The sequence below is a fragment of the Burkholderia sp. ZZQ-2 genome, from assembly GCF_050768715.1.
GTDB lineage: Bacteria > Pseudomonadota > Gammaproteobacteria > Burkholderiales > Burkholderiaceae > Burkholderia > Burkholderia cepacia.
The window spans coordinates 1-22,796 of the sequence record NZ_LDVA01000171.1; the positions used below are offsets into that span (position 1 = coordinate 1).

Below are 22,796 nucleotides of genomic sequence, written 5' to 3' on the forward strand. Positions count from 1 at the left end.
CCGTCACGTCGGCCGACAGCGCGCTGCCGAGCCACACGACGAGCGGCGCGACGTTGGCCGGGTCGAAATAGTCGAAGCCGCCGTCCTCGGGCTTCTTCATCATGTCGGCGAACACGCCTTCGGTCATCGACGTCCGCGCGGCCGGCGCGAGCGCGTTCACGCGCACGCCGTAGCGCTGCAGCTCGGCCGCCTGCATCAGCGTGAGCGCGGCGATGCCGGCCTTCGCCGCGCCGTAGTTCGACTGGCCGATCGAGCCTTGCAGGCCGGCGCCGGAACTCGTGTTGACGATCCGCGCGTCGACCGCGTGGCCGGCCTTCGCGGCATCGCGCCACACGCGCGCCAGCACGCTCGACAGGCAGAAGTGGCCGCGCAGATGCACGCGCATCACGTCGTCCCAGTCGGTTTCGGTCATGCTCGTGAACATCTTGTCGCGGCAGATGCCCGCGTTGTTGACGAGCACGTGCACATCGCCGAACGCTTCGCGGGCCGCGTCGACGATCCGCTGCGCCGTTTCGACGCGCGTGATGTCGTCCGCATTCGCAAGCGCGCTGCCGCCGCGTCGTGCGATCTCGTCGCACACGGCCTGCGCGGCCTCGTGCCGGATGTCGTTGACGACGACCGCCGCGCCTTCGGCCGCGAACGCGAGCGCATATTCGCGCCCGAGCCCGCCGCCCGCGCCGGTGATGATGACGGTGCGTCCGTTACAGATTCCCATGCTGGTGCCTCTTGGATCGTGAGATCGTGAAAGTGACGCGCTCACAGGCGCTCGATGATCGTGACGTTCGCGAGGCCGCCACCTTCGCACATCGTCTGCAATCCGTACCGGCCGCCGGTGCGTTCCAGTTCGTGCAGCAGCGTCGTCATCAGCCGCGCACCGGTCGCGCCGAGCGGATGGCCGAGCGCGATGCCGCCGCCGTTCGGGTTGGTCCTTTCATGCGGGAAACGCGTATCGGCCAGCCACGCCTGCGCGACCGACGCGAACGCCTCGTTCATCTCGACGACGTCGATCTGCGACCAGTCGAGCCCGCTCTTCTTCAACGCTGCCCGGGTCGCCGGGATCGGCGCGGTGAGCATCCACAGCGGATCGTCGCCCAGCACGCTCAAGTGATGGATGCGCGCGCGCGGCGTGAGGCCGTAGCGCTTCAACGCGTCCTCCGACACGATCAGCAGCGCCGCGGCCGCGTCGCAGGTCTGGCTCGCGACGGCGGCCGTCAGCGAGCCGCCCGGTGTCAGCGGCTCGAGCGTCGCCATCTTTTCCAGCGACGTGTCGGGGCGCGGCGTCTCGTCGTGCAGCACGCCTTCGAGCGGCACGATTTCCCGCTTGAAATGCCCGGCCTCGATCGCGGCGACCGCACGGCGGTGGCTTTCGAGCGCATAGCGCTCCATCGCGTCGCGCGACAGGTTCCAGTGATCGGCGATCCGCTGCGCGGCGACGAACTGCGACACCGGCGCGTCGCCGAAGCGCGCGCGCCAGCCGGTGCTGCCCGAGAACGGGTCGTCGAAGCCGAGCGGCGCCGCGCAGGTCATCGCGGACGAGATCGGGATCTGCGTCATCGTCTGCACGCCGCCCGCGACCACCACGTCCTGCACGCCGCTCATCACGGCCTGTGCGGCGAAATGCACGGCCTGTTGCGACGAGCCGCACTGGCGGTCGACCGTCACGCCCGGCACCTGCAGCGGCAACCCGGCCGCGAGCCAGCAGGTGCGCGCGATGTTGCCCGCGAGCGGGCCGATCGTGTCGACGCAGCCGAACACCACGTCGTCGTATTCGTCGGCGGGAATCGCATTGCGTTCGACGAGCGTCTTCAGCACGAAGCCGCCGAGGTCGGCCGCATGCACGTGCGCGAGCCCGCCCTTGCGGCGGCCGGTCGGCGTGCGCAGCGCGTCGACGATATAGGCTTGTTTCATTGACGGGTTTCCTCGAGGTCGAAGGTCTGCGCGGGGCCGATCGGCAACGCGTCGCCGAGGATCGCGTCGGCCACGCGGGCCTTGTGGAACGCGCTGTCGCCCCAGCTGCCGGAGAGCGCCCAGATGCGCTTCATGAAGATCTGCAGGTCGAGCTCCCACGTGTAACCGATCGCCCCGTGCACCTGCATCGAGTGACGCGCGGCGAGCTGCGCGGCCGACGTCGCCGCGAGCTTCGCGTGGGACACGAACACCGCACGCTGCGGGTGATCGTCGGCGATCGCCTGCGCGGCGCGCGCGACCACCGGCCGCGCGAACTCGTAGCGGATCGCGACATCGGCAAGCAGATGCTTGAGCGCCTGGTACGATCCGATCGCCTTGCCGAACTGCTTGCGCTGCGCGCTGTAGTCGATCGCGACGTCGAGCACGCGCTGCGTGAGGCCGAGCAGTTGCGCGGCGACCGCGAACGCGCCGTGGTCGAGCGCACGGTCCAGCAGCGGCGCGGCTTCGTCGGCGCCTGCGATGCGCGTGGCCGCCGACGGTTCCCAGTCGAGCGTGAACAGCCGCCGCGACGGGTCGACGCTGTCCACCGCGCGCCATGCGCACTGCGCGGGATCGACGCGGTGCAGCTCGCCACGGTGCTCGCACAGGAGCGTTTGCGCGACGTGCACGTCGGCCGCATACGGGTTCGCCGGATGCACGAGCGCGACGCGCGCGCGCCCTTCGGCGATGTCGCGCAGCAGCGCGTCGCGCCAGTCGCTCGCCGGCAGCCGCGCGAGCACGCCGGCCGAGACGAGCGCCGTGTCGAGCAGCGGCTCGGGGCTGCCGAAGTAACCGTAGGTCTGCGCGAGCAGCGCCCATTCCGCTTCGCTCAGGCCGAGGCCGCCGTGCGCCTCGGGCACCGACACGGCGGTCAGCCCCTGCGACGCGAACAGCGCCCACAGGTCGTCCGAACGCCCGGTCGGCGTGGCCCAGAGCTCGCGGATCAGCTCGGGCGTCATCTCGGTCATCAGCAGGCGCTTCACGCTGTCCGCGAGCGCTTCCTGGTCTTCATCGAATACGAAATCCATACGATGTCCGTTCAGTGAGGGGGGCGCCGGCGCCGTCATGCGCGCGGCATGCCGAGCATCCGTTCGGCGACGATGTTGCGCTGGATCTCGTTGGTGCCCGCGTAGATCGTGCCGGCCTGCGCGAACAGGAAGCCGTCGAGCCAGTGGCCGAGCGTCGCGTGCTGCGCGGCCGTCTGCGGGACGACCTCGCCGTGCGCGCCGAGAATGTCGAGCGCGGTCTGGTGCATGCGTAGGTCGAGTTCCGACCAGAACACCTTGTTGGTGCTCGACTCCGCGCCGATATGGCCGCCCTTCAGCAGCCGGCTCGCGGTCGCGTAGGTCGACAGCGCATACGCCTGCGCATCCATCCACGCCTGCACCACGCGCTCGCGCAGCGTCGGATCGCGATCCGCGCTGTCGCGGTGGGCGAGATACAGGTCGCGCAGCGCCTGCGCGGTGCGCTGGAAGCGCGCGGGCGAACGCAGCATCAGCCCGCGCTCGAAGCCGGCCGTCGCCATCGCGACCTGCCAGCCCGCGCCTTCGGCCGCGAGCCGGTTCTCGACCGGCACGCGCACGTCGTCGAAGAAGATTTCCGCGAAGCCCGTCTGCCCGTTCAGCTGGCGGATCGGCCGCACCGTGATGCCCGGCGCGGACAGCGGCACCATCAGGAACGTGAGCCCGTGGTGGCGTGACGATTCCGGGTCGCTGCGGAACAGCCCGAACAGCCAGTCGGCCCACACCGCGCGCGTCGACCAGATCTTCTGGCCGTTCAACACGTATTCGTCGCCGATCCGGGCGGCCGTCGTGCGGATCGCGGCCATGTCGGAACCCGCATTCGGCTCCGACCAGCCCTGTGCCCATACGTGCTCGCCGGCCGCCATCGCGGGCAGGAAACGCGCCTTCTGCTCCGCGGTGCCGAAATCCATCAGCGTCGGGCCGAGCAGGAAGATGCCGTTCTGGTTCACGCGCATCGGCGCATCGGCACGCCAGTACTCTTCCTCGAAGATCAGCCACTCGATCAGGTCGCAGCCGCGCCCGCCCAGCTCGCGCGGCCACGTGACCATGCTCCAGCGGCCCGAGTGCAGCGTGCGCTCCCATTCGCGGTGCGCGGCGAAGCCTTCCTCGGTGTCGAAGCTCGGCAGCCGCTCGCGCGGCACGTGCGCGGCGAGCCATTCGCGGATCTCCGCGCGAAACGCCTGTTGCTGCGGCGTGTAGGTCAGGTTCATGCGCGTGCCTCCTCGACGGTGGCCTGCGCATCGAAACGCGCGTCGCGCTTCTCGACGAACGCGGCGCGCGCTTCGGTCGAATCGTTCGTCATGTACGCCTGCAGCGTGAAGCCCTGCTCCCAGCGGTACTTGTCCTCGAGATCGCCGTCCTCGACGCCGTTCAGCGCCTCCTTCGCGAGCCGCACCATCGCCGGGCTCTTGTCCGCGATCTTGCGGGCGAGCGCGAGCGCCGCGTCGCGCAGCGTGTCGCGCGTCACGACCTGCTCGACCGCACCGAGCCGGTACGCTTCGGCCGCGTCGATCATCTCGCCCGTGAAGTACATCGCGCGCACCTTCTGCACGCCGAACAGCCGCTGCAGGTGCGCGCCGCCGCCCATCGCGCCACGGTCGATCTCGGGCACGCCGAAGCGCGCGCAGTCGGCCGCGACGACGATGTCCGCCGCGCCGCAGATGCCGATCCCGCCGCCGAGCACGAAACCGTGCACGGCCGCGATCACCGGCTTCGGGTTGCGGTGCACGGCGCGGAACGTCTCGTAATTGCCCGCGTTGACCGCCACGATCCGCTCCGGATGGGCGGCCAGCTCCTTGATGTCGACGCCCGCGCAGAAGCCGCGGCCTTCGCCGCGCACGACGATCACGCGGACCTCGTCGTCCTCGCCGAGCGCGTCGAGCGCGCGGGAGAGCGCATGCCAGCCCTGCGCGTCGAGCGCGTTCACGGGCGGATGGGCGATCACCAGCTCGGCGATGCCGTCGGCGCGATCGATCCGGAACGGCATCGCGCCGGCCGGTTGGTTGGATCCTGTCATCTCCATTGCCTCCCTGTGATGTTGTTCATGCGGCCTGCGCTGCCGCCGTGCCGCGCAGCGCGGCCAGTGCGTCGAGTCGCTCGCCGGCTTCCGCGACGATCCGTGCGATCAGCGCGTCGCACGGTTCGATCGCGCCGATCATCGCGGCCGCCTGGCCGCTCGGCAGCACGCCCTCATCGGGGCGGCCCTCGACGATCGCGCGCTGGATCAGGAACGGCGCGTTCGCCGCCATCAGCGTCTGGCTCGCCGTGTAGTCGTGCGAGCGCAGCGCCTTGATCGCGAGGCCCAGCATGTCGCCCGTGCTCAGGCCGTTCTGGCGCCGCCATGCGTCGGCCGTCTTCAGCGCGAACAGCGTGCGGCGCAGCGGGCCGAAGCGTTCGAGCTTCAGCAGGTACGGGTTGTCGATCATCCGTTGCGGCAGCCCGTCGAGCGCGTCCGACACGCGGATGCGCGCCGGGTCGCCGACCGCGACGTAGCGTTCGAGCGTCTCGCGCGGCACCGGCGATTCGGCGCTCATCAGGAAGCGCGTGCCCATCGCGATGCCGGCCGCGCCGTATGCGAGCGCGGCAGCCAGCCCGCGCCCGTCGAAGAACCCGCCGGCCGCGACCACCGGCACCCGCACCGCGTCGAGCACCTTCGGCAGCAGCAGCGTGGTCGGCACGGAGCCCGTGTGACCGCCGCCTTCCGCGCCCTGCACCGTCACGATGTCCGCGCCGAGCTCGACCGCCTTTGCCGCATGCTTCGGTGCGCCGACGGTCGGCATGCAGACGATGCCGGCGTCCTTGAAGCGGCGGATCGTCTTTGCATCCGGCCCGCGGCCGTAGCTCACCGCGCGCAGCCGGTGCCGGATCGCCAGCTCGACAACCTGCTGCGCGTTCTTCTGGAACATGTGGAAATTGATGCCGAACGGCTTGTCCGTCAGCGACTTCACTTTCAGGATCTCGGCCTCGACCTGCTCGGGTTCGAGCGTCGCGCCGGCCAGGAAGCCGAAGCCGCCGGCGTTGGCGGTCGCCGCGACGAGCCGCGCGTCGGCCACCCAGCCCATCGCGGTCTGCACGATCGGATAGCGGCAGCCGAGCAGGTCGCACAAAGGCGTATGCAGCGGGCTTTGAAGCGTCTGAGGCGTCGTGCTCATGCAGCCGCTCCGTTGACGGCGACCGGTGCGGGCGCGTCGCCGCGATCGACGCCGTTCGGCTGACGCTGCGAACTGGCCATGCTGCGCGCGTCGTAGCCGCCGAGACGGTCGCCGCTCACGAGCTCGTTGTGCGCATGCGCGAAGTGATGCCACGCGAACGCCGCATCCATCGCCGCGCGCTTGCCCTGCAGTTCCTCGACGTGATTCAGTGCCTGCTTGGTCAGCGCGAGCCCGAGGCGCGGCATCGTCGCGATCTTCGCGGCGATCGCATAGGTCGCGTCGTGCAGCCGTTCGCGCGGCACGACGCGGTTGACCATCCCCATCTGGTACGCACGCTCGGCCGGCATCCGCTCGCCGAGGAACAGGAATTCCTTCGCGATGCGCGGGTTCAGTTCGTAGGCGTGCGCGAAATACTCGACGCCCGGAATCCCCATCCGCACGACCGGATCGGCGAAGAACGCATCCTCGGACGCGACGATCAGGTCGCACACCCACGCGAGCATCAGCCCGCCCGCGATGCATGCGCCCTGCACCATCGCGACCGTCGGCTTCGGCAGGTCGCGCCAGCGCCGGCACATCCCGAGGTAGACCTCCTGCTCGCGTGCATAGAGGAATTCGCCGCCGTCCTTGTCGACGTGGTCGTACCACAGCGACGTGCGATCGAACGACTCGTGGATGTCGCGGCCCGGCGTGCCGATATCGTGGCCCGCCGAGAAATGCTTGCCGGCGCCCGCGAGCACGATCGCCTTCACCGCGTCGTCGTGCGCCGCGCGCCGGAACGCCGCGTCGAGCGCGTACGTCATCTTCGAGTTCTGCGCGTTGTGATACTCGGGGCGGTTCATCGTGATCGTCGCGATGCCGGCGTCGACCGCGTAGTCGACGACACCGTCGCCGAACGTCATCTGGGTCGCTTCCATGTGGAACCTCATCCCCGGCGCGGCGCCGGATTGTTGCGCACGATCGTCGCGCGCAGGTTGTGCGGATCGAGCGCACGCACGATGCGCAGGTCTTCCGCGTTCGGAGCGGCCGTCGTGCCGAGCTCCGGATGCGCGATCAACGGGAAGCCCGTCGCGTCCTGCACCTCGTCGAAGCTCACGCCCGGATGCAGCGAGCGCACGCGGATCGCGTAGTCGGGGCCGCCGAAATCCATCACGCACAGGTCGGTGACGATGCTGCGCAGGTCGACGAAGGTTTTCATCCCGGGCAGCCGGCGCGCCGGGTTGTGGCCGACCGTGCACACCATGTCGACTTCGCCCGCGACGAACGTGCGCTTGCCGTGGCCGCTGACGAAGAACGAGTTCGCGTGGTTCGTCGTGTTGCCGGGGAAGCCGCGCGCGCCGAGCAGCTGGGTTTTCGGGCGCGCGTAGTCGTCGCCGAGCCACGAGATGTTGGCCTGGCCGAAACGGTCGATCTGCGTCGGCATCACGAGCGCATGGCGGCGGCCGTGCCACAGGCAGTCGAACACGCGTTCGTAGGTCATCCAGCCGCTCGCCTTCACGCGGTAGCCGTCGGGGCGCGGGCCGAGCGGCACCGGCTCCTCGACGAGATACGCTTCGCCGTCGGTCAGCATCAGCCCGTTGTTGTACGCAAGCCGCGCGAGGCCGGCCGCGAGCCGCGGGCCCGTGCCGATGCCGGTCGCCAGCACTTCGCCGTCGTCGCGCCAGAGTCGCGCGGACGCGACGATCATCAGTTCCGCGAGGGAATGGTCGAGAGATTCGCTCACAGGCGCTCCTTTACAGAATCGGCAACGGCAGCGTCGTCACGTGCGACAGCCCGCCGACGCCTTCGAGGTACTGGCGTTCGTCCTGGCCGACCACGTCGCGCAGGTACGCCGCCGTCTTCGCATCGTCTTCCGCACTGGCGCAGTACGCGCGCAGGTGCGGCAGGTCCCAGCCGTAGGCCGGCCCGCACGACGTCGGGTGTGCGCCGCCCGGCGCGTGCACGACGCCGGTGACGAGCGAGCGCTCGAACGGATTGCGTTTCGCTGCGTCGAGGTCTTCGCTCGCGAGCGACGCGTCGACCGTTTCCGCCGACACGTAGCAACGCTGCGCGGCGCGTGCCATCCACGCGTCGAAGAACGGATCGGGGCCGTCGATGCGCGTATTGCCCATCCGGTCGGCCGCGTTCACGTGCAGCAGCGCGGCGTCGAGGTCGATCGCCGGCATCGCGAGCAGCGTTTCGCCGTCGTCGTACGGCGACTGCACCGTGCGCAGTTGCGGCGCGTGATCGAGCAGCGCGGTGCCGAGCCCGGCACGCGTCGGCAGGAACGGCAGCCGGGCGGCCGCCGCGCGCAGGCCGAGCTGCAGCATCCCTTCGTCGAGTTCCAGCACGTCGATGCGGCCCTGTTCACGCGCACGACGGAAATGCGGTTCGAGCGGGATCACGTCGAGCGACACGAAGCCGAACACCACCTTGCGCACCTTGTCGGCCGCGCACAGCAGCCCGACATCGGCGCCGCCGTACGCGACGATCGTCAGGTCCTTCAGGTTCGAGCGCGCGATTTCGCGCACCAGTGCCATCGGCTTGCGCCGCGGCCCCCATCCACCGATGCCGATCGTCATGCCGTCGGCGAGTTGCGCGACCACGTCGCGCGCGGACATCGTCTTGTCGAGAGGTTTCATCGTCATCGTGCTGGCTTACCGGTATCCGATGCTGAAGTCGTGGCCCCACTGGCTCACCTTGGTGGCCTCGAACACCGCGTGCTTCGACCAGTCGACCGTGAGGCCGCCGAAGCCGTATTCGAGATCGAAGCCGCCGGGGGTCTTCATGTAGAAAGAGATCATCTGGTCGTTGCAATGACGCCCGAGCGTCGCGGACATCTTCACGTCGTGCGCGGCCACGCGGTCGAGCGCGCGGCCGACTTCGTCCATCGAGTCGACTTCGGCCATCACGTGCACGCAGCCCGACGGCACGGCCATCTCGAACAGCGCGAGGCTGTGATGGCGCGCGTTGCGGCAGTGCATGAAGTGGATGCGCTTTTCGGGTTCCGCGGGATCGGGCGTGAATTTCACGCGATAGATGTCGGACAGCTCGAAGCCGAGCACGCCGCGCACGAACGCGTCGGTCGCGTCGAACTGCGGCGCGGGCAGCACCGCGTGGCCGAGCCCCATGTCGCCGGTGACGAAGTGCGCGACGCCCAGCGGCGACACGAAACGGCGGAAATCGCAGCGCGCCCCCCAATACAGCTCGTGACGGTTGCCGGACGGGTCGGTGCACCACGCCATCGCCTGCACGCGGCGCAGCGCGGCTTCGGCGGGCGTCGCGCGGATCGGCTCGACGCCTGCCCGCTGCAGCACCGCCAGCGCGGCGTCGAATGCGGCGCCGTCGGGCAGTTCCCAGCCCGACGCGAAATAGCGGTCGGCCGATCCGGGGACGATCACGTAGCGGAAATCGCGCTCGTCCATCTTCAGGTACAACGCGCCGTCGGGCGCGTCGAGCGCCTGCATGCCCAGCACGTCTTCCGCGTAGCGGCGCCACGCATCGACGCGCGTCGCCTCGACGACGACATAGCCAAGCGCACGGACATCGATCATGTCGGCCTCCTCCTGGTTCAGAATCCGTTGTTCGTGAAAGGATTCTGGCCGGCCGGGGGTGGTGTTACATCGTCTGTTGGGACGAGAGGCGGCGGGGAATCGGAGCGGCGCAGACGCGCGCGCGACAGCCCGGCGGAACGGGCCATGCCTGCGGAAGGAGACGGAGTGCCGGTACAGGTTGCCGCGACGCGGCAACCGGGATCAGTCGAACGGGTTCAGCAACCTGACGCCGGTGCGGGCGAAATCCGCGACGTTGCGCGTCACCACGGTGAGATCGTTGATCAGCGCGGTGGCCGCGATCAGCTTGTCGAGTTCGTGCGTCGGATCGGGCACGCGCAAATGCCCCCACGTCTGGCTGATCTCGATGTCGACCGGCAGGATGTTCGGTGCATAGCCGGCCAGGATGGTTGCCACCCACGCCTCGAGCGCCGACGCCTGGGGGTGATCGCCGCGATGACGGATCAGGTCGACGCCGCGGCGAAGTTCAGCAACTGTCACGACGGACAGGTAAAGCGGGCTGGCGTCCGCCGCGGCCTGCCTGAAGAACGCCCGCACGCCACGGTTGGTTCGCTTGCCCTTCCTGATTTCACTGATGACGTTGGTATCAATCAAATAGGCTGGGCGATCCGGCAATTTTTCTTTTGATTTCAATTGGTTAGACGCACATTTCGGCGATAAAATACCCGTCAGAGTGTGCATCTTGCCGCCATAAGAATCAAGTGCTTACCTTTGTGTTCTGAATAGATCCAAGACCGACTGCGCTAGTCACGGCTCCGCGGGACTTCGAGGGCGCACTGGGGCTACCAGGTTTGAAGGCCGGTTCCGCTGTATGCAAGATCAATTGACAGGCCGCAGACCACCGACGCCATGTGGGGTTTTTGCTGCCGTCAATGCTGGAGATGCGAACCCGGGGCGTGCGAAGGCAGAAAAACTCACACCTCTCATTGGATCGTCCGATTCATCGACTTACCGATGATGCGCCCCTAATTGATGTGGCGGCCCCGTCGACGAAGCATCGTCATACACTCGGGTACATATGGGCAAGATGCGTGCAGGTCGCTATGGACACCCCTGAGGAAACATCTATAATCACATTTCCGTCAAATTTGACGGAACACCCAACTTTCCAGGAGAGGAATTTGCTGCTCGAGTACGGATTTCGGAACTTCTTCGCTTTTAAGGAAGGAGCCATCGTCTCCTTTAGGTTTGATGGAAACACCCCCGACACCATTAGCCAAGGGAGGCCAGCTGCTACGGTAATGGGAGTGAACGGTGCGAATGCCGCTGGTAAGACGCACCTCCTCAAAGCGCTTCATTTTCTGAGTTGGTTTGGCGCGCGCTCGTTCGATTGGAAACCGGAATCGAAGATGCCGATCGAGCCGTTTGGCGATAGCACCGAGCCCAGCGAATTCTATGCCGAATTTAAGATCGGCGAGTATACGTACAGGTATGAGATCTCGCTCACCGATGAAAAGGTATTGAGTGAAATTCTCCACCGAACCAAGTCGAAACGCGTCACTCTCTTCGAGAGAAAAGGTAATGCTATAGCCCACACAACAAAGGAGTTTAGCCTCCTTTCGACCCTCCAGCTAAGAAATAACGTCTCCATTATCTCGACCGCAAACCAATACCAACTCCCAATACTCGGAGACGTATTCGCATTTTTCTCAAATATAATCACCAATGTCGCATATAGCGGATTCCACCAACCCCTCGCCAGCATAAACGAAACGTCAGAATTTCTAAAAAAAGCACCGACATTTCATAAATTCGTTGAAGCGTTTATTTGCTCCTGTGACACTGGGGTTTCCAAAATAAAGATCCATGAGCGGGAGGGAGAAAAAGGCAAGCCAATATATTACCCCACATTCATTCACAATATCGGCAACAAAGAATATGAGGTAAGCACATTTGAAGAATCGAGTGGAACAAAGCGCCTATTTTCGATTCTGCCAGATTATCTCGGAACGCTCGCCGAAGGTGGCCTGCTGGTTGTGGACGAATTCGATTTGCACCTACATCCTCGAATTCTACCTAAACTCATTGACTTATTCACGGACGAAGATACCAATCCTCATAATGCACAGCTCATTTTTACGTCTCATGACAGTCGCATAATGGACAGTCTCGGCAGGTACCGCACGTACATTGTCGAAAAGCAAGACAACGAAAGCTTCGCATTCCGAATTGACGAAGTTCCTGGAGACATGCTTCGCAATGATCGCCCCATTTCCCCAATATACGAAGATGGAAAAATTGGCGGGGTGCCACACGTATGAGTAAAACAAAATTTTCAAATACAAAAAAGACCCACCATCTTTCTGCGATTCCAGAATTCGGACTTGAGTCAGAAAAAAATGATCTCACATCACGATGCAAATTCAATTTCTCGTATTTTTGCTCGCAAGACGGAGCTGGGAAAGAAGTGGGTGAACTGGAAAAACCAGATCTCACCGACCTATTCTCAAAATTAGTAGAATTTAGCCGCCTCCCACTATCTTACTGGAAAAAACAAAAACACGGAAAAGGGTCAACGCTTGCGATCTACAAAAGCTTCCCTTCACTTAGTGATTTTACACCTCCAAAACACGTACCTCACGACGTCCACTGGGGAAGATTTAGATTGGCAGGAGAAATTAGACTTGCCGGATTCGTCGTTCCGACTGAGCTCGACGGAATGATTCATCAAACCACGAACGTGAAGTTTGACTGCAATACATTTTACGTTGTATTCATCGATTACAATCATGGTTTTTATAAAACAAAAGAAAATTAGAAATAACTAGACCCACCGCCTCTCAGTTTAATTGACTCAAATATAATAATCGATCTGAGCATTTTTCTCTGCCAGCGAATCGTCGACAGGATAAAGTCGCACCGACCTGACGACGAAGCACTTTGCCGACATCATCGAAGCGATCATCGCAGAGGGGTAGATTGCACTGGCGAAGGTTTTACGGGCACGCGGCGTGACCGTGTGCCGCCGCGGCGTGTCGCTTGGCTGGATGAGCACCAATCCGGCGGCGCTCACTGAAGGCGTGAAGTTCAAAACGAAGCGCGGCTGCCTGACGCTGGAGACATTCAAAAAATATTCGAGCAGGCTCCCACAATCGCGAACTGGTTGGAAAACGCGATGTTATTGGCCTTCGTATCTGGGCAGGATCGATCGACCTGTGCCCGCCGGGAACGATCATGGATCAAACACGAGTACGCGCGCGTCGCGAGGCAGAAGGCCGGCGTAGTTGTAGAAATCCCGACGTCGCTGCAGCTGGACGCGATCGGAATGATCGCTCGCCGACGTGATTTCTCGTCGCAAGAATACGGGCGTCATCAGCCAGTATTTGATCCATTACACGGGTACGAAAAACGGAACTGTACCGGGCGCACCCGTTGGCCTGGCAGCCATATCTGAGGCGTTCGCCCGTGCTCGCCGGACGGCTGGTATCCCGGATGAGAATGCACCTTCATTCCATGAAATCCGAAGCCTCTCGAAGCGGCTCTATGACCAACAGGGCAACGTCGACATCAAAGCATTGCTGGGCCATATGTCCGACACGTCGGCTCAAACCTATGCGGATGCAAGAGCAATTGAACCAATCAGGGTGAACATCGGAGCGAGAATTGGGTAGACCAAAAGCACTGAAGAATGCCGGACTTCCGAAGCATCACTATGCACTGGAGCGCAGTGGCCGCTTGTACTGCAGCTACAGGAGCCCGCTTACGGGACATTCGTTTTCGATCGGTTACGACCGGGAAAAAGCGATCCAGTACGCTGTGGAGGCCAACGTAGCAGTGGCTGCTAATGCGAGTGCCAACACGCACGCGCAGCAGGCGATCAAGCATGGCTACGTCGACGCACGCGGCCTACTCGACGCTGACTCCATCACCAGGCGAGCAACTTTTTATGATCATGTGTGTGGGGTCTACTTTCTGCTTTCTGCTTTCTCAGGACACCATCGTGTACGTCGGGCAATCCAAAAACATACTGGGTCGCATCGCGACTCATCGATCTGAGGGTGAAAAAAGTTTCGACCGGATCTTCGTTATCGAATGCAAGCCGGCAGAACTGGACCATCTGGAGGCTCTATATATTGACAAGTTCCGGCCCGTGTACAACGCCGTCAGACCGTATGTAAGTCCCGCAGCATGCGCGTGGGATGCGTCCTTGGCCGCTATCCTGGGGGACGGCTGCGTGCAGAAGAGTTCCAATCAAATTCCGCCTGAACTCTGAATACCTCTAGGCCTGGCAAGGGTTTCCGGCCAATCGAACGCTTCAATCAAATACACGCCTGGCCTCGCCGGAATCCTGAATACGTTGAAAATCCGCGTCTTCGCCGACATCGGGCATGCTCATCAGCACTTGCGCAAATGTCTTTCGCTTCGGCCGGCCGAGCGCATCGGCCAGAATGGCCCGATGTTCGGCCTCGGCACTCCGGCCATTTGCCGCAGCCCGCTCGCGCAGGCTCTGAACGATATTGTCATCCACGTTACGCACCAGTAGATTTGCCATGGTTCCCTCCTTCCAGATTGATATCAATGATAGCGCCATGACCGGGAATTGCAATCATTGCTATCATCGCCAACAACGGAAGGAGGACGGTGGTTGGCGTCAGCGAACGGCAACGGGCCGCATGAACCCTTTCGGCATGCGCCGCTCGCCCGACACGTCGAACTGCTGTTTGAAAGGTAAGCCGGATCGAAACGGCGGGAAAGACAGCCGATCGGCTAGTCACGGCTGAACGGCCTGCGCGGGCGCGCGCCGATCGATGCGGGACGGCTGCATTCACCGATTCCGCGTGCGGTGCTCGCGAGGGTCGTCGGCCCTCCCGTGCCAACATCCATTGGCCCGCCCGTACCGGCGATGCCGGCCATTCCCCGCCCGGCACACGCAACGACGCCCCGCCGCTCAGAACCGATACGAAATCCCGATCTGCAACACCGGATACCACCGGTAGCGCGACATCACCTGCCGCAGCGAATCCAGCCCGCTCGCGGCCAGGATCTGGCTCTTCACGGGCCCGGCCGCGGCCGCCAGCTCCGGCGACAGCGTGTACGAGCATTTCGGTATCCCGTACGCGACGCCGAGGTCGGCGACGAATCCCAGCCCTTTCGACGCCGGCCGGTGCCCGTAGCCGATCCCGAAGTACGGCATCACGGTCGGATAGCGCGCTTCGGCCACCGCGTACATCCCCGGCCGCGCCGGATAACGCTTGCCGCCGAACACGTAAGTGCCATTGGTCGGCACCGATACGCCGCGAAGCTCGTCGTCGTTGAAGCGTAGCCCGAGCGTCGCGCGGAAGCCGCTGCCTCGCCACGGAAAGATGTCCGCGTACAAGCCGCCCTGGCGCAGCTTCAGGTCGTCCTGGTAGCGATTGCCGGCCACCGTGAAGTCATGCGAAAGATCGATCGCATTGAAATCCGCATGCGCACCGAGCATCGAATTGAAGCTCACGGCCGCGCCGATGCCCACGCCCTGCGTGCCGCCCTGCAGGTAGATTTCCTGCGCATGCGCACTCGCGGCGAACACCACCGCGACGAATGCCCATTGGTTCACTGTCGTTTTCACGGGCGCCTCCCCCGACATGTGCCGGGCGCGCCTCGCCAACGCATGCGGCCTGCGTCGCCATGCGTGATGCGAACCCCGGCACGACACCTTGCAAGCACGCTTGCTGTTCGACGGATCGGGAACACGTTGCCCATGCGCATGACCGATACGACATGCGCGGCAGGTACGTCGCGACAGGCGACGCCCGCGGCCCGATCCGATTCCCCGTTTGTTTCGATGTCGTTGCATGCCGCCGACGCGTTCGTCGTTCTCGCGAAATTCGTTTGCGCCGGCGGCACCGGGTCAACCGCAAGGCACGTGCCATGCGGCGCAAACCTAAGCGGGAAAAGGGTCACCTCAAAGCACGGACGCTCACGCGGGTTGTAATCGGAGGAAATGTTTCAGAAACGCATCCTTATTCGGCAGACGATGCCGGAGCGTGCGATCCGGCGTGCCACGCATCGATATCGCAAATGCCTGCCGAACGAGGCGGGATGGACTTCAGCGTTGGGGAATGGTCGGTGCCGTCGAGCGCGTGCGGCGGAATGCATGGAAGAAACGTTGCAACGGTGCGACCTCGCGCCGATGGCGCAATGCGCTGCCGCGCGTGGCAATGCAGGGTGAATACGGATGCCGGCGCGTGTCTCTCATTTGAATGCAATGACGACGCGCTGCTTTAAAGCCGCTGGAGATCGCCATCCGAATGGAGCAGCTTGGTACAATCCATCGACCAAGACCAAGCCGATTCATATAAGTCAATCCGGCAACCGGAAAATTGCAGACGAGGCATCCCGCCTGGAATATCCGTACCCACCTTCGGCAATTTATAAGACCAATCGACTAGCGGGGAAACTGTGAAACACATCGCAATTCTTTTGTTGGTTGCAGCCATTGTTGCTGGTTGCGATTCGAAACAATCCAACACTAGCGCTCAGTCGTCAGCGACGAGTCCTGGAACGTCAAGCGATAACTCCACGCCACAGCAACCGCCTCCAGTGGTAGCTCCTGCACCTCCGCCCCCTTCCCACAACTACGCAATGAGTCAGGATGGCACGTATGGTTACGAGCCTGCGCTTAGTGAAGATGATGTGAGAGCAGGAAAAGCCACGAAGGCGCTTGTCATGATGCGCTATGTTGGCCTCAGGGATGGCAGCTATATTCTGCTTCTCGTCGATGAAGACAATCCGAATATTTCGAATCGCATTACCTGTTCGGCCCCTTGCAATTTCGCCAAGTCGCAAACCATGGCCGGTGATTCGATTCTAAAAACTGAAACCGTACGGGTTGTACCTAATTCCCTGATCGGCGCGATGATCGAAGACGCGATGTCAGGGCAACTGACACCCTACGGTCAACACACGTCAACGTTGACCCAATCTCAACAATCAGCAGCTACGGCACCCTCGACACAAGCAAACTTGCCTGTTGCTCAGCCGGTGGCAACTCAACCCGCAAGCGACGCGGCGGCTTCGCCGCTGCAACAAACAAGCTTCGACTGTGCCAAAGCCAAGTCCATTCCGGAATTTCTGATCTGTCACGATCCGGATCTCGCGGCTTCAGATCGGGATCTTGCCGCGACATACCAACAAGCGAAGGATGCCGTCATCGACAAGGCCGCCTTTGTTGAGCGGACACGCAAACAGTGGAATTTTCGCGAGAAGAATTGCCGCGACAAGGACTGTCTGACATCGTGGTATGCGTACCAGAAGCGCGTCCTCACGAAGATCGCCCAAACCGGCGATGTCAACGTTCAAGACAATTGATACGACTCGCGCGACGCTAAAGCCTGCTCGTCCGGGCAGGCTTTTTTCACCCGCTACAACCCATACCCCCCCGAAACATTCAACTGCTGCCCGGTAATGTAACCAGCCCGATCCGACGCCAGGAACACCGCCGCCCGCCCGACATCGTGCGCCTTCCCCCAGCGCTTGAGCGCGAGCATCTTCTGCGTCTCGTCGATCCACGCCTGGTCGAACTGCCCCTGTTCGAGCAGCACCGGAAACATCCCGGTCTCGATCACGCCGACCAGGATCGAATTCGCGCGAATGTCGTAGCGCCCTTCCTCGCGCGCCAGCCCTTTCACCAGCGCCTCGTTCGCCGCCTTCGGTGCGACCGACAACCCGTCGCGCTCGGGCCAGCGCAGATGCCCGGCCGACCCGAGCGTCACGAACGATCCGCCGCCCGACGCACGGAAGTGCGGCAGCGCGGCCTTCGCCGCGACGAAGAAGCCGATCGTCTCGACGTCGATCGCGCGGCGCCAGTCGTCGTGCGTCATGTCGCCGATATGACGCTGGTTCACGAACGGCCCGGCCGCCCAGACCACCGTGTGCACGCGGCCATGCGCGCCGATCGCGGCCGCGAGCGCGGCGTCGACCTGTGCGGGATCGGTCACGTCCACGCAGTGCGTGGTGGCTGCGACACCCTCGCCGCGAATGTCGCGCGCGACCCGCTCGGCCACGTCGGCCTTGCTGCGGTAGCCCACCGCGACCGGCACGCCGGCCCGCGCGAACTCGAGCGCGACACCCTGCCCGATCCCGCCGCTGCCGCCGAACACCAGCACCGCACCCTGCGGAAACCCGTTGTCGTTCATGCGTTCATCCCGTTCGTGTACGGCGGCGCTCAGGCCGCCGCCTCGGTCCCCGCCCGCAGGCGGTACTTCAGCACCTTCCCGGCCGCACTCGTCGGCAGTTGCTCGACGAACGTGAAATAACGCGGCACCTTGTAGTTCGCCATGTTGCGGCGCGCCCAGTCGTTCAGTTCGTCGGCGTCGGCATGCGCACCCGGCCGCAGTACGACATACGCGTGCCCGACCTCGCCGAGCCGCGTATCGGGCACGCCGACCAGCGCGACCTGCGCGATCGCCGGATGCGCGGCGAGCAGCCGCTCGATCTCGGCCGGATAGCAGTTGAAGCCGCCGACGATGAACATGTCCTTGATGCGGTCGGTGATCTTCAGGTTGCCGTTCGCGTCGACGCAGCCGAGATCGCCCGTATGCAGCCAGCCATCGGGATCGACGGTTTCGCGCGTCGCGTCCGGCTGGTTGAAGTAGCCGCGCATCACGTTGTAGCCGCGCACCCAGATCTCGCCGGTCTCGTCCGGCCCGACCGGCGCGCCGCCCGGGCCCGCGATGCGCAATTCGACATCCGGCATCGGCCGGCCGGACGTACAGGCGACCGTCTGCGCATCGTCGCCTTGACGGCACAGCGTCGCGAAGCCGCACGATTCGGTCAGCCCGTAGCCGGTCAGCACCGTCTCGAAGCCGAGCTCGGCGCGCATCCGTTCGATCAGGCTCGGGGCGATCGCCGCCGCGCCCGTGACCGCGATCCGCAGTGACGACAGGTCGCGCGTCGCGCGATCGGGCGCGTCGAGCAGCGCGTAGTACAGCGTCGGCGGGCCGGGCAGCACCGATATGCGGTCGTCGGCAACGCGCCGCAGCACGTCGGCCGGCTGGAACACGAGATGCGGCAGCACGGTCGCGCCGCTCGACAGCGCGGCGAGCCAGCCCGCCTTGTAGCCGAACGTGTGGAAGAACGGATTGACGATCAGGTAGCGATCGTCAGGTCGCACGCCGGCGATCGCCGCCCACGCCTGCGCGGCGCGCAGGTTCTGGCCGTGCGCGGTCATCACGCCCTTCGGGCGGCCCGTCGTGCCGGACGTGAACATCAGGTCCATCACGGTGTCGGGCGTCACCTGTGCCTCGCGTTCGCGCACCGCGTCCAGCGGCACCTCGGCGCCGCGCGCGAGGAACGCGTTCCAGGTCTCGTCGTGCGCGCCGGGCGGCGGTTCGCCATCGAACACGACGACGCGCTCGAGCGTCGCCGGCCGATGCGGCGCGAGCATCGCCGGATAGGATTCGCCGAGGAACGTGCCGCAGCAGAACAGCAGCCGCGCGCCGCCGTCGTGCAGGATGCCGCCCACCTCCATCCCCTTCATCCGCGTATTGACCGGCACGAGGATCGCGCCGACGGTGTGGATCGCCAGCGCCGCGACGATCCATTGCGGCAGGTTCGGCGCCCACACCGCGATGCGGTCGCCGGCCTCGATGCCGCTCGCGAGCAGCGCGCGGGCCGCGTCGAGGCGGGCCGTGTCGAGTTCCGCGTAGGTCAGCCGGCCGTGCTCCGACTCGATCGCCGGATGCGCGCCGTGGCGCGCGGCTGCCCGTGCGATCAGCGCGGGCGTGGTCAGGATTTCGTTGTCCATCGTCATAGATCAGGGTGGCCGTGCGCGCCGCCGGCGCGCATCGGCTCAGTCGGGAAACACGACGCGCAGTGCGTCGCTCGCGGGCCGTGCGCAACAGGCGAGCGTCCAGCCGGCCGCGATCTCGTCGTCGTCGAGCACGTGGTTGCTGTCGAGCGCGACCTCGCCGCGCTCGATCCGGCACATGCACGCGCCGCATTGCCCCATCCGGCAGGAATTCGGCGCCGGTACACCCGCGCGCAGCATCGCGTCGAGCAGCGTTTCGCCGGGCGCGCTGTCGAACGCGAACGCGTCGCCGTCGAGCACCGTCTCGATCGCCGCACCGTCGCCGGGCGCCGATGCTGCCGCCGTAGTCGCCGTTGCCGCCGTAGTCGCGGCCGGCACCGGCGCATCGGGCAACGACGCGAACCGCTCGACATGCACGCGCGCACGCGGCAGCCCGAGGCCGAGCATCGCGGCCAGCGCGTTCTCCATGAACAGCGCGGGCCCGCAGATGAACGTCTCCTGCCGGCTGAACGGCCGCGCGAGTTCCTCGAGATGGCGCTGCTGCGGAATGCCCTGCACGCTGTCGAGCCAGTGAATCACGCGCAAGCGCCCGGGATGGCGCTGCGCGAGCTGCTGAAGTTCGTCGCGGAAAATCACCGAGCGTTCGTCGCGGTTCGCGTAGATCAGCGTCAGCATCCCGCGCCCGTGCACGAGCGCCGATTTCAGGATCGACAGCACGGGCGTGATGCCGCTGCCGCCCGCGAACAGCAGCAGGTCGCCGTCGAGCGCGCGCGGCGTGAACACGCCGGCCGGCGGCAGCACCTCGAGCGTGTCGCCCGCCTGCACGCGGTCGCACAGCCAGTTCGACGCCCTGCCGTCGCGCACGCGCTTGACGGTGATCTTCGGCGCGGCGTCGATGCCGGGCGCGCTCGACAGCGAATAGCAGCGCGCAACGGCCGCGTCCGCGCACGGCACGTTCAGCGTCAGGAACTGCCCGGGCCGGTATGCGAATGCGTCGCGCAACGCGGCCGGCACGTCGAACACGAACGAGCATGCGTCGTCGCTTTCGGCAATCACTTCGGCGACGGTCAGCCGATGGAAGCGCGAATCGCTCATCGCCGGCTCCTCACGTCACGCGGCCGCACGGGCCACCGGCGCGCCGGGCGTCGTGTAGGCGCCGTCGAGATAGACGAGCGGATCGACGTCGCCGCACATCAGCACCTCGCGAATGCGCCCGATGAACACCGTATGCGTGCCGTATTCGAAGCGGCCGTCCTGCTCGCAAACGAGGCTCGCCTGCGAATCGCGCAGATAGGGCACGCCGTGCGGCGACGTGTGCCAGTCGCCGGTCGTGAAGCGCGCTTCGCCCTTCAGCCGGCCGCTGCAGTCGATCGCGATGCCTTCGTGGCGGGCCGACAGCACGTTCACGCAGAACGGGGCGCCCGCATCGAGCGGCGGATACAGCGACGCGGTGCGGTTGATGCAGATCAGCAGCGAAGGCGGATCGGTCGACAGCGAGTCGACCGCCGTCGCGGACATCGAGTAGCGCCGTCCGTCGTGCGCGCTGCTGATGACCGTGACGGAGCGCGCGAGGCGGCGCATCGCGAGCAGCATGTCGGTGCGCAGCGGATGGGGGGTGAGATCGCTCATCATTGGACTCCGTCAAGTTCAGTCGTGGATGGCCGGGCCGGCCGGCCGCCGGCGTCGGCCGCGTGCGCGGCCAGGTGATCGGCGGCGATATACCCGAAGGTCATCGCCGGGCCGAGCGTCGAGCCCGCGCCGGGGTAGCTCGCGCCCATCATCGACGCGCTGGTGTTGCCGATCGCGTAAAGGCCGGCGATCGGCTCGCCGTCGGCGCGCAGCACGCGGGCCAGCGCGTCGGTGACGAGCCCGCCCTTCGTGCCGATGTCGCCCGCGTCGATCCGCACCGCGTAGAACGGCGCGTGGTCGACCGGCCCGAGGCACGGGTTGGGCTCGTTCCGCGGATCGCCGTAATACGTATCGAACGCGTTGTCGCCCTTGCCGAACGCCTCGTCGATTCCGGTCGCCGCGTAGCGCGCCATGTCGCGCAGCGTGTCGTGCAGCCCGGCCGCGTCGACGCCGATGCGCGCCGCAAGCGCGTCGATCGTGTCGGCCTTCACGAGCACGTTGCGAAACGCCGCCGGAATCCGCGCATCGGGCATCATCGACGCCGGCATGATCGGCCCGCACGGATACTTGCGGCGAAACCGCGCGTCGAACACCATCCATGCGGGCACGCTCGTGCCGGTGCGCGCATGGTCGCGATACATCGCCGGCACGAATTCGGAATACGGCGCGGCTTCGTTGACGAAGCGCTTGCCGAGGCCGTTGACGATCACGCAGCCCGGCAGGTTGCGTTCGACGAACAGCGCGCGCTGTTTCTCCTCGCCGGCGACCCCGACCGTCGGTGCGCCCCACACGTGCTCCATCAGCGCCAGCGCGCCGCCGAGCCGATGGCCTTCGGCGATCGCATCGCCGGTGTTGGCAGGCGGCGTCGCGCTCCACCGCGCCTGCGTCGGCTGCGGCAGGTAGCGTTCGCGCATCGGCTGGTTACGCTCGAAACCGCCCGCGCCGAGGATCACGCCGCGTCGCGCGGCGATTGTCACGGGCTGCCCGAAGCGCTGCGCGCGCACGCCCGTCACGCGGCCGTCCACGTCGAGCAGGTCGCGCATCGGCGTGTCGAGCCACACGGGCACGTTGCGCTCGAGCAGCGCGCGGCGCAGCCCGCCGATCAGCGCATTGCCGAGCGTCAGGCGCCGGTCGCGCCGCGTGCGGCGGCGCATCCCGATATCGAGCCAATAGCGGCCGAACTGTGCGATCGCGAGCGTCATGAAGCCGGGCCCGCGCGAGAACAGCGTGTGCGCTTCCTTCGACGTCACCGCCACACGTCCGCCGATCAGCGTGCCGGGCGACGGCGGACGCAGCCGGTCGAGCTCGTCGCCGAGCAGGCCGCCGTCGAACGGCAGCGGATCGAGCGCGCGATAACCCGGCATCGCGCCCGGCACCTTCTGGAAATAGTCCGCGTACTTCGGCAGCGACTGGTAGCGCACCGGGGTCTTCGATTCCAGGTAGCGCAGCATCTCCGGCGCGCGGTCGAGATACGCGTCGAGCTTCTCGGGCGTCGACGCGCCGGCCACGCAGGCTTCGATGTAGCCGCGCGCGGCCTCGCGCGAATCGGTCGCGCCCAATTCGGCGATATGGTGGTTGCACGGCACCCAGATCCCGCCGCCCGACACGGCCGACGTGCCGCCGTACAGCGCCGTCTTCTCGATCACGACGACGGACAGGCCGCGGTCGGCCGCGCGGCACGCGGCGAGCAGCGCACCCGCGCCCGAACCGACGACCACCACGTCGAACACGTATTGCTGTGCTTGCGGGTCGTTCATCGCGTCTC

Annotated in this window: 24 protein-coding genes and 1 pseudogene; 6 read left to right on the plus strand and 19 right to left on the minus strand. The window is 65.4% G+C overall.

Annotated features, from left to right (window positions below; genetic code table 11):
• The 11 genes from ABY44_RS10585 to ABY44_RS10635 all read right to left on the minus strand — a co-directional run.
• Window positions 1-715, minus strand: a 715-nt coding sequence (locus tag ABY44_RS10585) for an SDR family oxidoreductase (protein ID WP_431641183.1), incomplete at its 3' end; no start/stop codon positions are given.
• Window positions 716-756: 41 nt separating this feature from the next.
• Window positions 757-1,908: an acetyl-CoA C-acetyltransferase gene (locus ABY44_RS10590; RefSeq protein WP_027791727.1), complete on the minus strand. Its 1,152-nt coding sequence runs from the start codon at window positions 1,906-1,908 to the stop codon at window positions 757-759.
• Window positions 1,905-2,975, minus strand: a complete 1,071-nt coding sequence (locus tag ABY44_RS10595) for an acyl-CoA dehydrogenase family protein (RefSeq protein ID WP_059697337.1) — start codon at window positions 2,973-2,975, stop codon at window positions 1,905-1,907. The genes ABY44_RS10590 and ABY44_RS10595 overlap by 4 nt, the downstream gene beginning before the upstream one ends.
• A 35-nt stretch (window positions 2,976-3,010) precedes the next feature.
• Complete coding sequence (locus ABY44_RS10600; protein WP_021159434.1) at window positions 3,011-4,180, minus strand: acyl-CoA dehydrogenase family protein; 1,170 nt, start codon at window positions 4,178-4,180, stop codon at window positions 3,011-3,013.
• Window positions 4,177-4,992, minus strand: a complete 816-nt coding sequence (locus ABY44_RS10605; protein WP_034196055.1) for an enoyl-CoA hydratase family protein — start codon at window positions 4,990-4,992, stop codon at window positions 4,177-4,179. Before ABY44_RS10605 ends, ABY44_RS10600 begins: the two co-directional genes overlap by 4 nt.
• Before the next feature lie 19 nt (window positions 4,993-5,011).
• The gene (locus tag ABY44_RS10610) at window positions 5,012-6,121 is read right to left on the minus strand and encodes an NAD(P)H-dependent flavin oxidoreductase (protein WP_060170686.1); all 1,110 of its coding nucleotides are present in this window, start codon (window positions 6,119-6,121) and stop codon (window positions 5,012-5,014) included.
• Window positions 6,118-7,038, minus strand: a complete 921-nt coding sequence (locus tag ABY44_RS10615) for an enoyl-CoA hydratase (protein WP_060170684.1) — start codon at window positions 7,036-7,038, stop codon at window positions 6,118-6,120. Before ABY44_RS10615 ends, ABY44_RS10610 begins: the two co-directional genes overlap by 4 nt.
• A gap of 8 nt (window positions 7,039-7,046) precedes the next feature.
• The gene (locus tag ABY44_RS10620; protein ID WP_060085381.1) at window positions 7,047-7,844 is read right to left on the minus strand and encodes a CoA-transferase subunit beta; all 798 of its coding nucleotides are present in this window, start codon (window positions 7,842-7,844) and stop codon (window positions 7,047-7,049) included.
• A gap of 10 nt (window positions 7,845-7,854) precedes the next feature.
• Entirely contained in the window at window positions 7,855-8,748 is an 894-nt protein-coding gene (locus ABY44_RS10625) for a CoA transferase subunit A (RefSeq protein ID WP_060170682.1), read from the minus strand.
• Between the two features lie 9 nt (window positions 8,749-8,757).
• Window positions 8,758-9,654, minus strand: a complete 897-nt coding sequence (locus ABY44_RS10630; protein WP_021159428.1) for a VOC family protein — start codon at window positions 9,652-9,654, stop codon at window positions 8,758-8,760.
• A gap of 201 nt (window positions 9,655-9,855) precedes the next feature.
• A complete protein-coding gene (locus ABY44_RS10635; protein ID WP_027791736.1) occupies window positions 9,856-10,266 on the minus strand; it encodes a type II toxin-antitoxin system VapC family toxin in 411 nt (136 codons plus the stop codon).
• A 527-nt stretch (window positions 10,267-10,793) separates the two neighbouring features.
• Between ABY44_RS10635 and ABY44_RS10640 the strand changes: the two genes are divergently transcribed.
• Both ABY44_RS10640 and ABY44_RS10645 read left to right on the plus strand, forming a co-directional pair.
• Entirely contained in the window at window positions 10,794-11,933 is a 1,140-nt protein-coding gene (locus tag ABY44_RS10640; RefSeq protein ID WP_196487861.1) for an AAA family ATPase, read from the plus strand.
• Window positions 11,930-12,430, plus strand: a complete 501-nt coding sequence (locus ABY44_RS10645; protein WP_155637843.1) for a hypothetical protein — start codon at window positions 11,930-11,932, stop codon at window positions 12,428-12,430. Before ABY44_RS10640 ends, ABY44_RS10645 begins: the two co-directional genes overlap by 4 nt.
• Before the next feature lie 36 nt (window positions 12,431-12,466).
• Here ABY44_RS10645 and ABY44_RS10650 read toward each other — a convergent pair whose 3' ends face one another.
• Window positions 12,467-12,739, minus strand: coding sequence for a hypothetical protein (locus ABY44_RS10650; protein WP_060170680.1), 273 nt, complete (start codon window positions 12,737-12,739; stop codon window positions 12,467-12,469).
• Between the two features lie 214 nt (window positions 12,740-12,953).
• Here ABY44_RS10650 and ABY44_RS10655 point away from each other — a divergent pair, with 214 nt between their 5' ends.
• The 3 genes and pseudogenes from ABY44_RS10655 to ABY44_RS10665 all read left to right on the plus strand — a co-directional run bounded on the left by ABY44_RS10655 (window position 12,954) and on the right by ABY44_RS10665 (window position 13,885).
• A complete protein-coding gene (locus tag ABY44_RS10655; protein ID WP_155637842.1) occupies window positions 12,954-13,283 on the plus strand; it encodes a tyrosine-type recombinase/integrase in 330 nt (109 codons plus the stop codon).
• Window positions 13,276-13,458: pseudogene (locus ABY44_RS10660) on the plus strand (phage integrase Arm DNA-binding domain-containing protein); the annotation flags it as partial. The gene ABY44_RS10655 and the pseudogene ABY44_RS10660, both read left to right, overlap by 8 nt.
• 37 nt (window positions 13,459-13,495) lie before the next feature.
• Window positions 13,496-13,885 carry a GIY-YIG nuclease family protein gene (locus ABY44_RS10665; protein WP_230948730.1) on the plus strand — a complete coding sequence of 130 codons (390 nt, stop codon included), beginning with the start codon at window positions 13,496-13,498 and terminating at the stop codon, window positions 13,883-13,885.
• A 42-nt stretch (window positions 13,886-13,927) separates the two neighbouring features.
• Here ABY44_RS10665 and ABY44_RS10670 read toward each other — a convergent pair whose 3' ends face one another.
• Both ABY44_RS10670 and ABY44_RS10675 read right to left on the minus strand, forming a co-directional pair.
• Window positions 13,928-14,164, minus strand: coding sequence for a FitA-like ribbon-helix-helix domain-containing protein (locus tag ABY44_RS10670; protein ID WP_021159426.1), 237 nt, complete (start codon window positions 14,162-14,164; stop codon window positions 13,928-13,930).
• Window positions 14,165-14,560: 396 nt separating this feature from the next.
• Window positions 14,561-15,238 (minus strand): hypothetical protein, encoded by a 678-nt coding sequence (locus ABY44_RS10675; RefSeq protein ID WP_027791761.1) that lies wholly within the window; start codon window positions 15,236-15,238, stop codon window positions 14,561-14,563.
• Window positions 15,239-16,236: 998 nt separating this feature from the next.
• Here ABY44_RS10675 and ABY44_RS10680 point away from each other — a divergent pair.
• Window positions 16,237-16,962: a lysozyme inhibitor LprI family protein gene (locus ABY44_RS10680; RefSeq protein WP_175863280.1), complete on the plus strand. Its 726-nt coding sequence runs from the start codon at window positions 16,237-16,239 to the stop codon at window positions 16,960-16,962.
• Window positions 16,963-17,015: 53 nt separating this feature from the next.
• Here the strand turns inward: ABY44_RS10680 and ABY44_RS10685 are convergent, their stop codons facing one another.
• From ABY44_RS10685 to ABY44_RS10705, 5 genes are read right to left on the minus strand one after another with little or no spacing between them, the layout of a single operon-like run.
• Window positions 17,016-17,789, minus strand: coding sequence for an SDR family NAD(P)-dependent oxidoreductase (locus tag ABY44_RS10685; RefSeq protein WP_060170677.1), 774 nt, complete (start codon window positions 17,787-17,789; stop codon window positions 17,016-17,018).
• A 29-nt stretch (window positions 17,790-17,818) separates the two neighbouring features.
• The gene (locus ABY44_RS10690; protein ID WP_060170675.1) at window positions 17,819-19,405 is read right to left on the minus strand and encodes a FadD3 family acyl-CoA ligase; all 1,587 of its coding nucleotides are present in this window, start codon (window positions 19,403-19,405) and stop codon (window positions 17,819-17,821) included.
• A gap of 39 nt (window positions 19,406-19,444) precedes the next feature.
• Window positions 19,445-20,497, minus strand: coding sequence for a ferredoxin--NADP reductase (locus ABY44_RS10695; RefSeq protein ID WP_060170673.1), 1,053 nt, complete (start codon window positions 20,495-20,497; stop codon window positions 19,445-19,447).
• 15 nt (window positions 20,498-20,512) lie between these two features.
• Window positions 20,513-21,031 (minus strand): flavin reductase family protein, encoded by a 519-nt coding sequence (locus ABY44_RS10700; protein WP_021159417.1) that lies wholly within the window; start codon window positions 21,029-21,031, stop codon window positions 20,513-20,515.
• On the minus strand, window positions 21,031-22,788 hold the full coding sequence (locus ABY44_RS10705; protein ID WP_060170671.1) for an FAD-dependent oxidoreductase: 1,758 nt from the start codon (window positions 22,786-22,788) through the stop codon (window positions 21,031-21,033). The genes ABY44_RS10700 and ABY44_RS10705 overlap by 1 nt, the downstream gene beginning before the upstream one ends.
• Window positions 22,789-22,796: the final 8 nt, after the last annotated feature.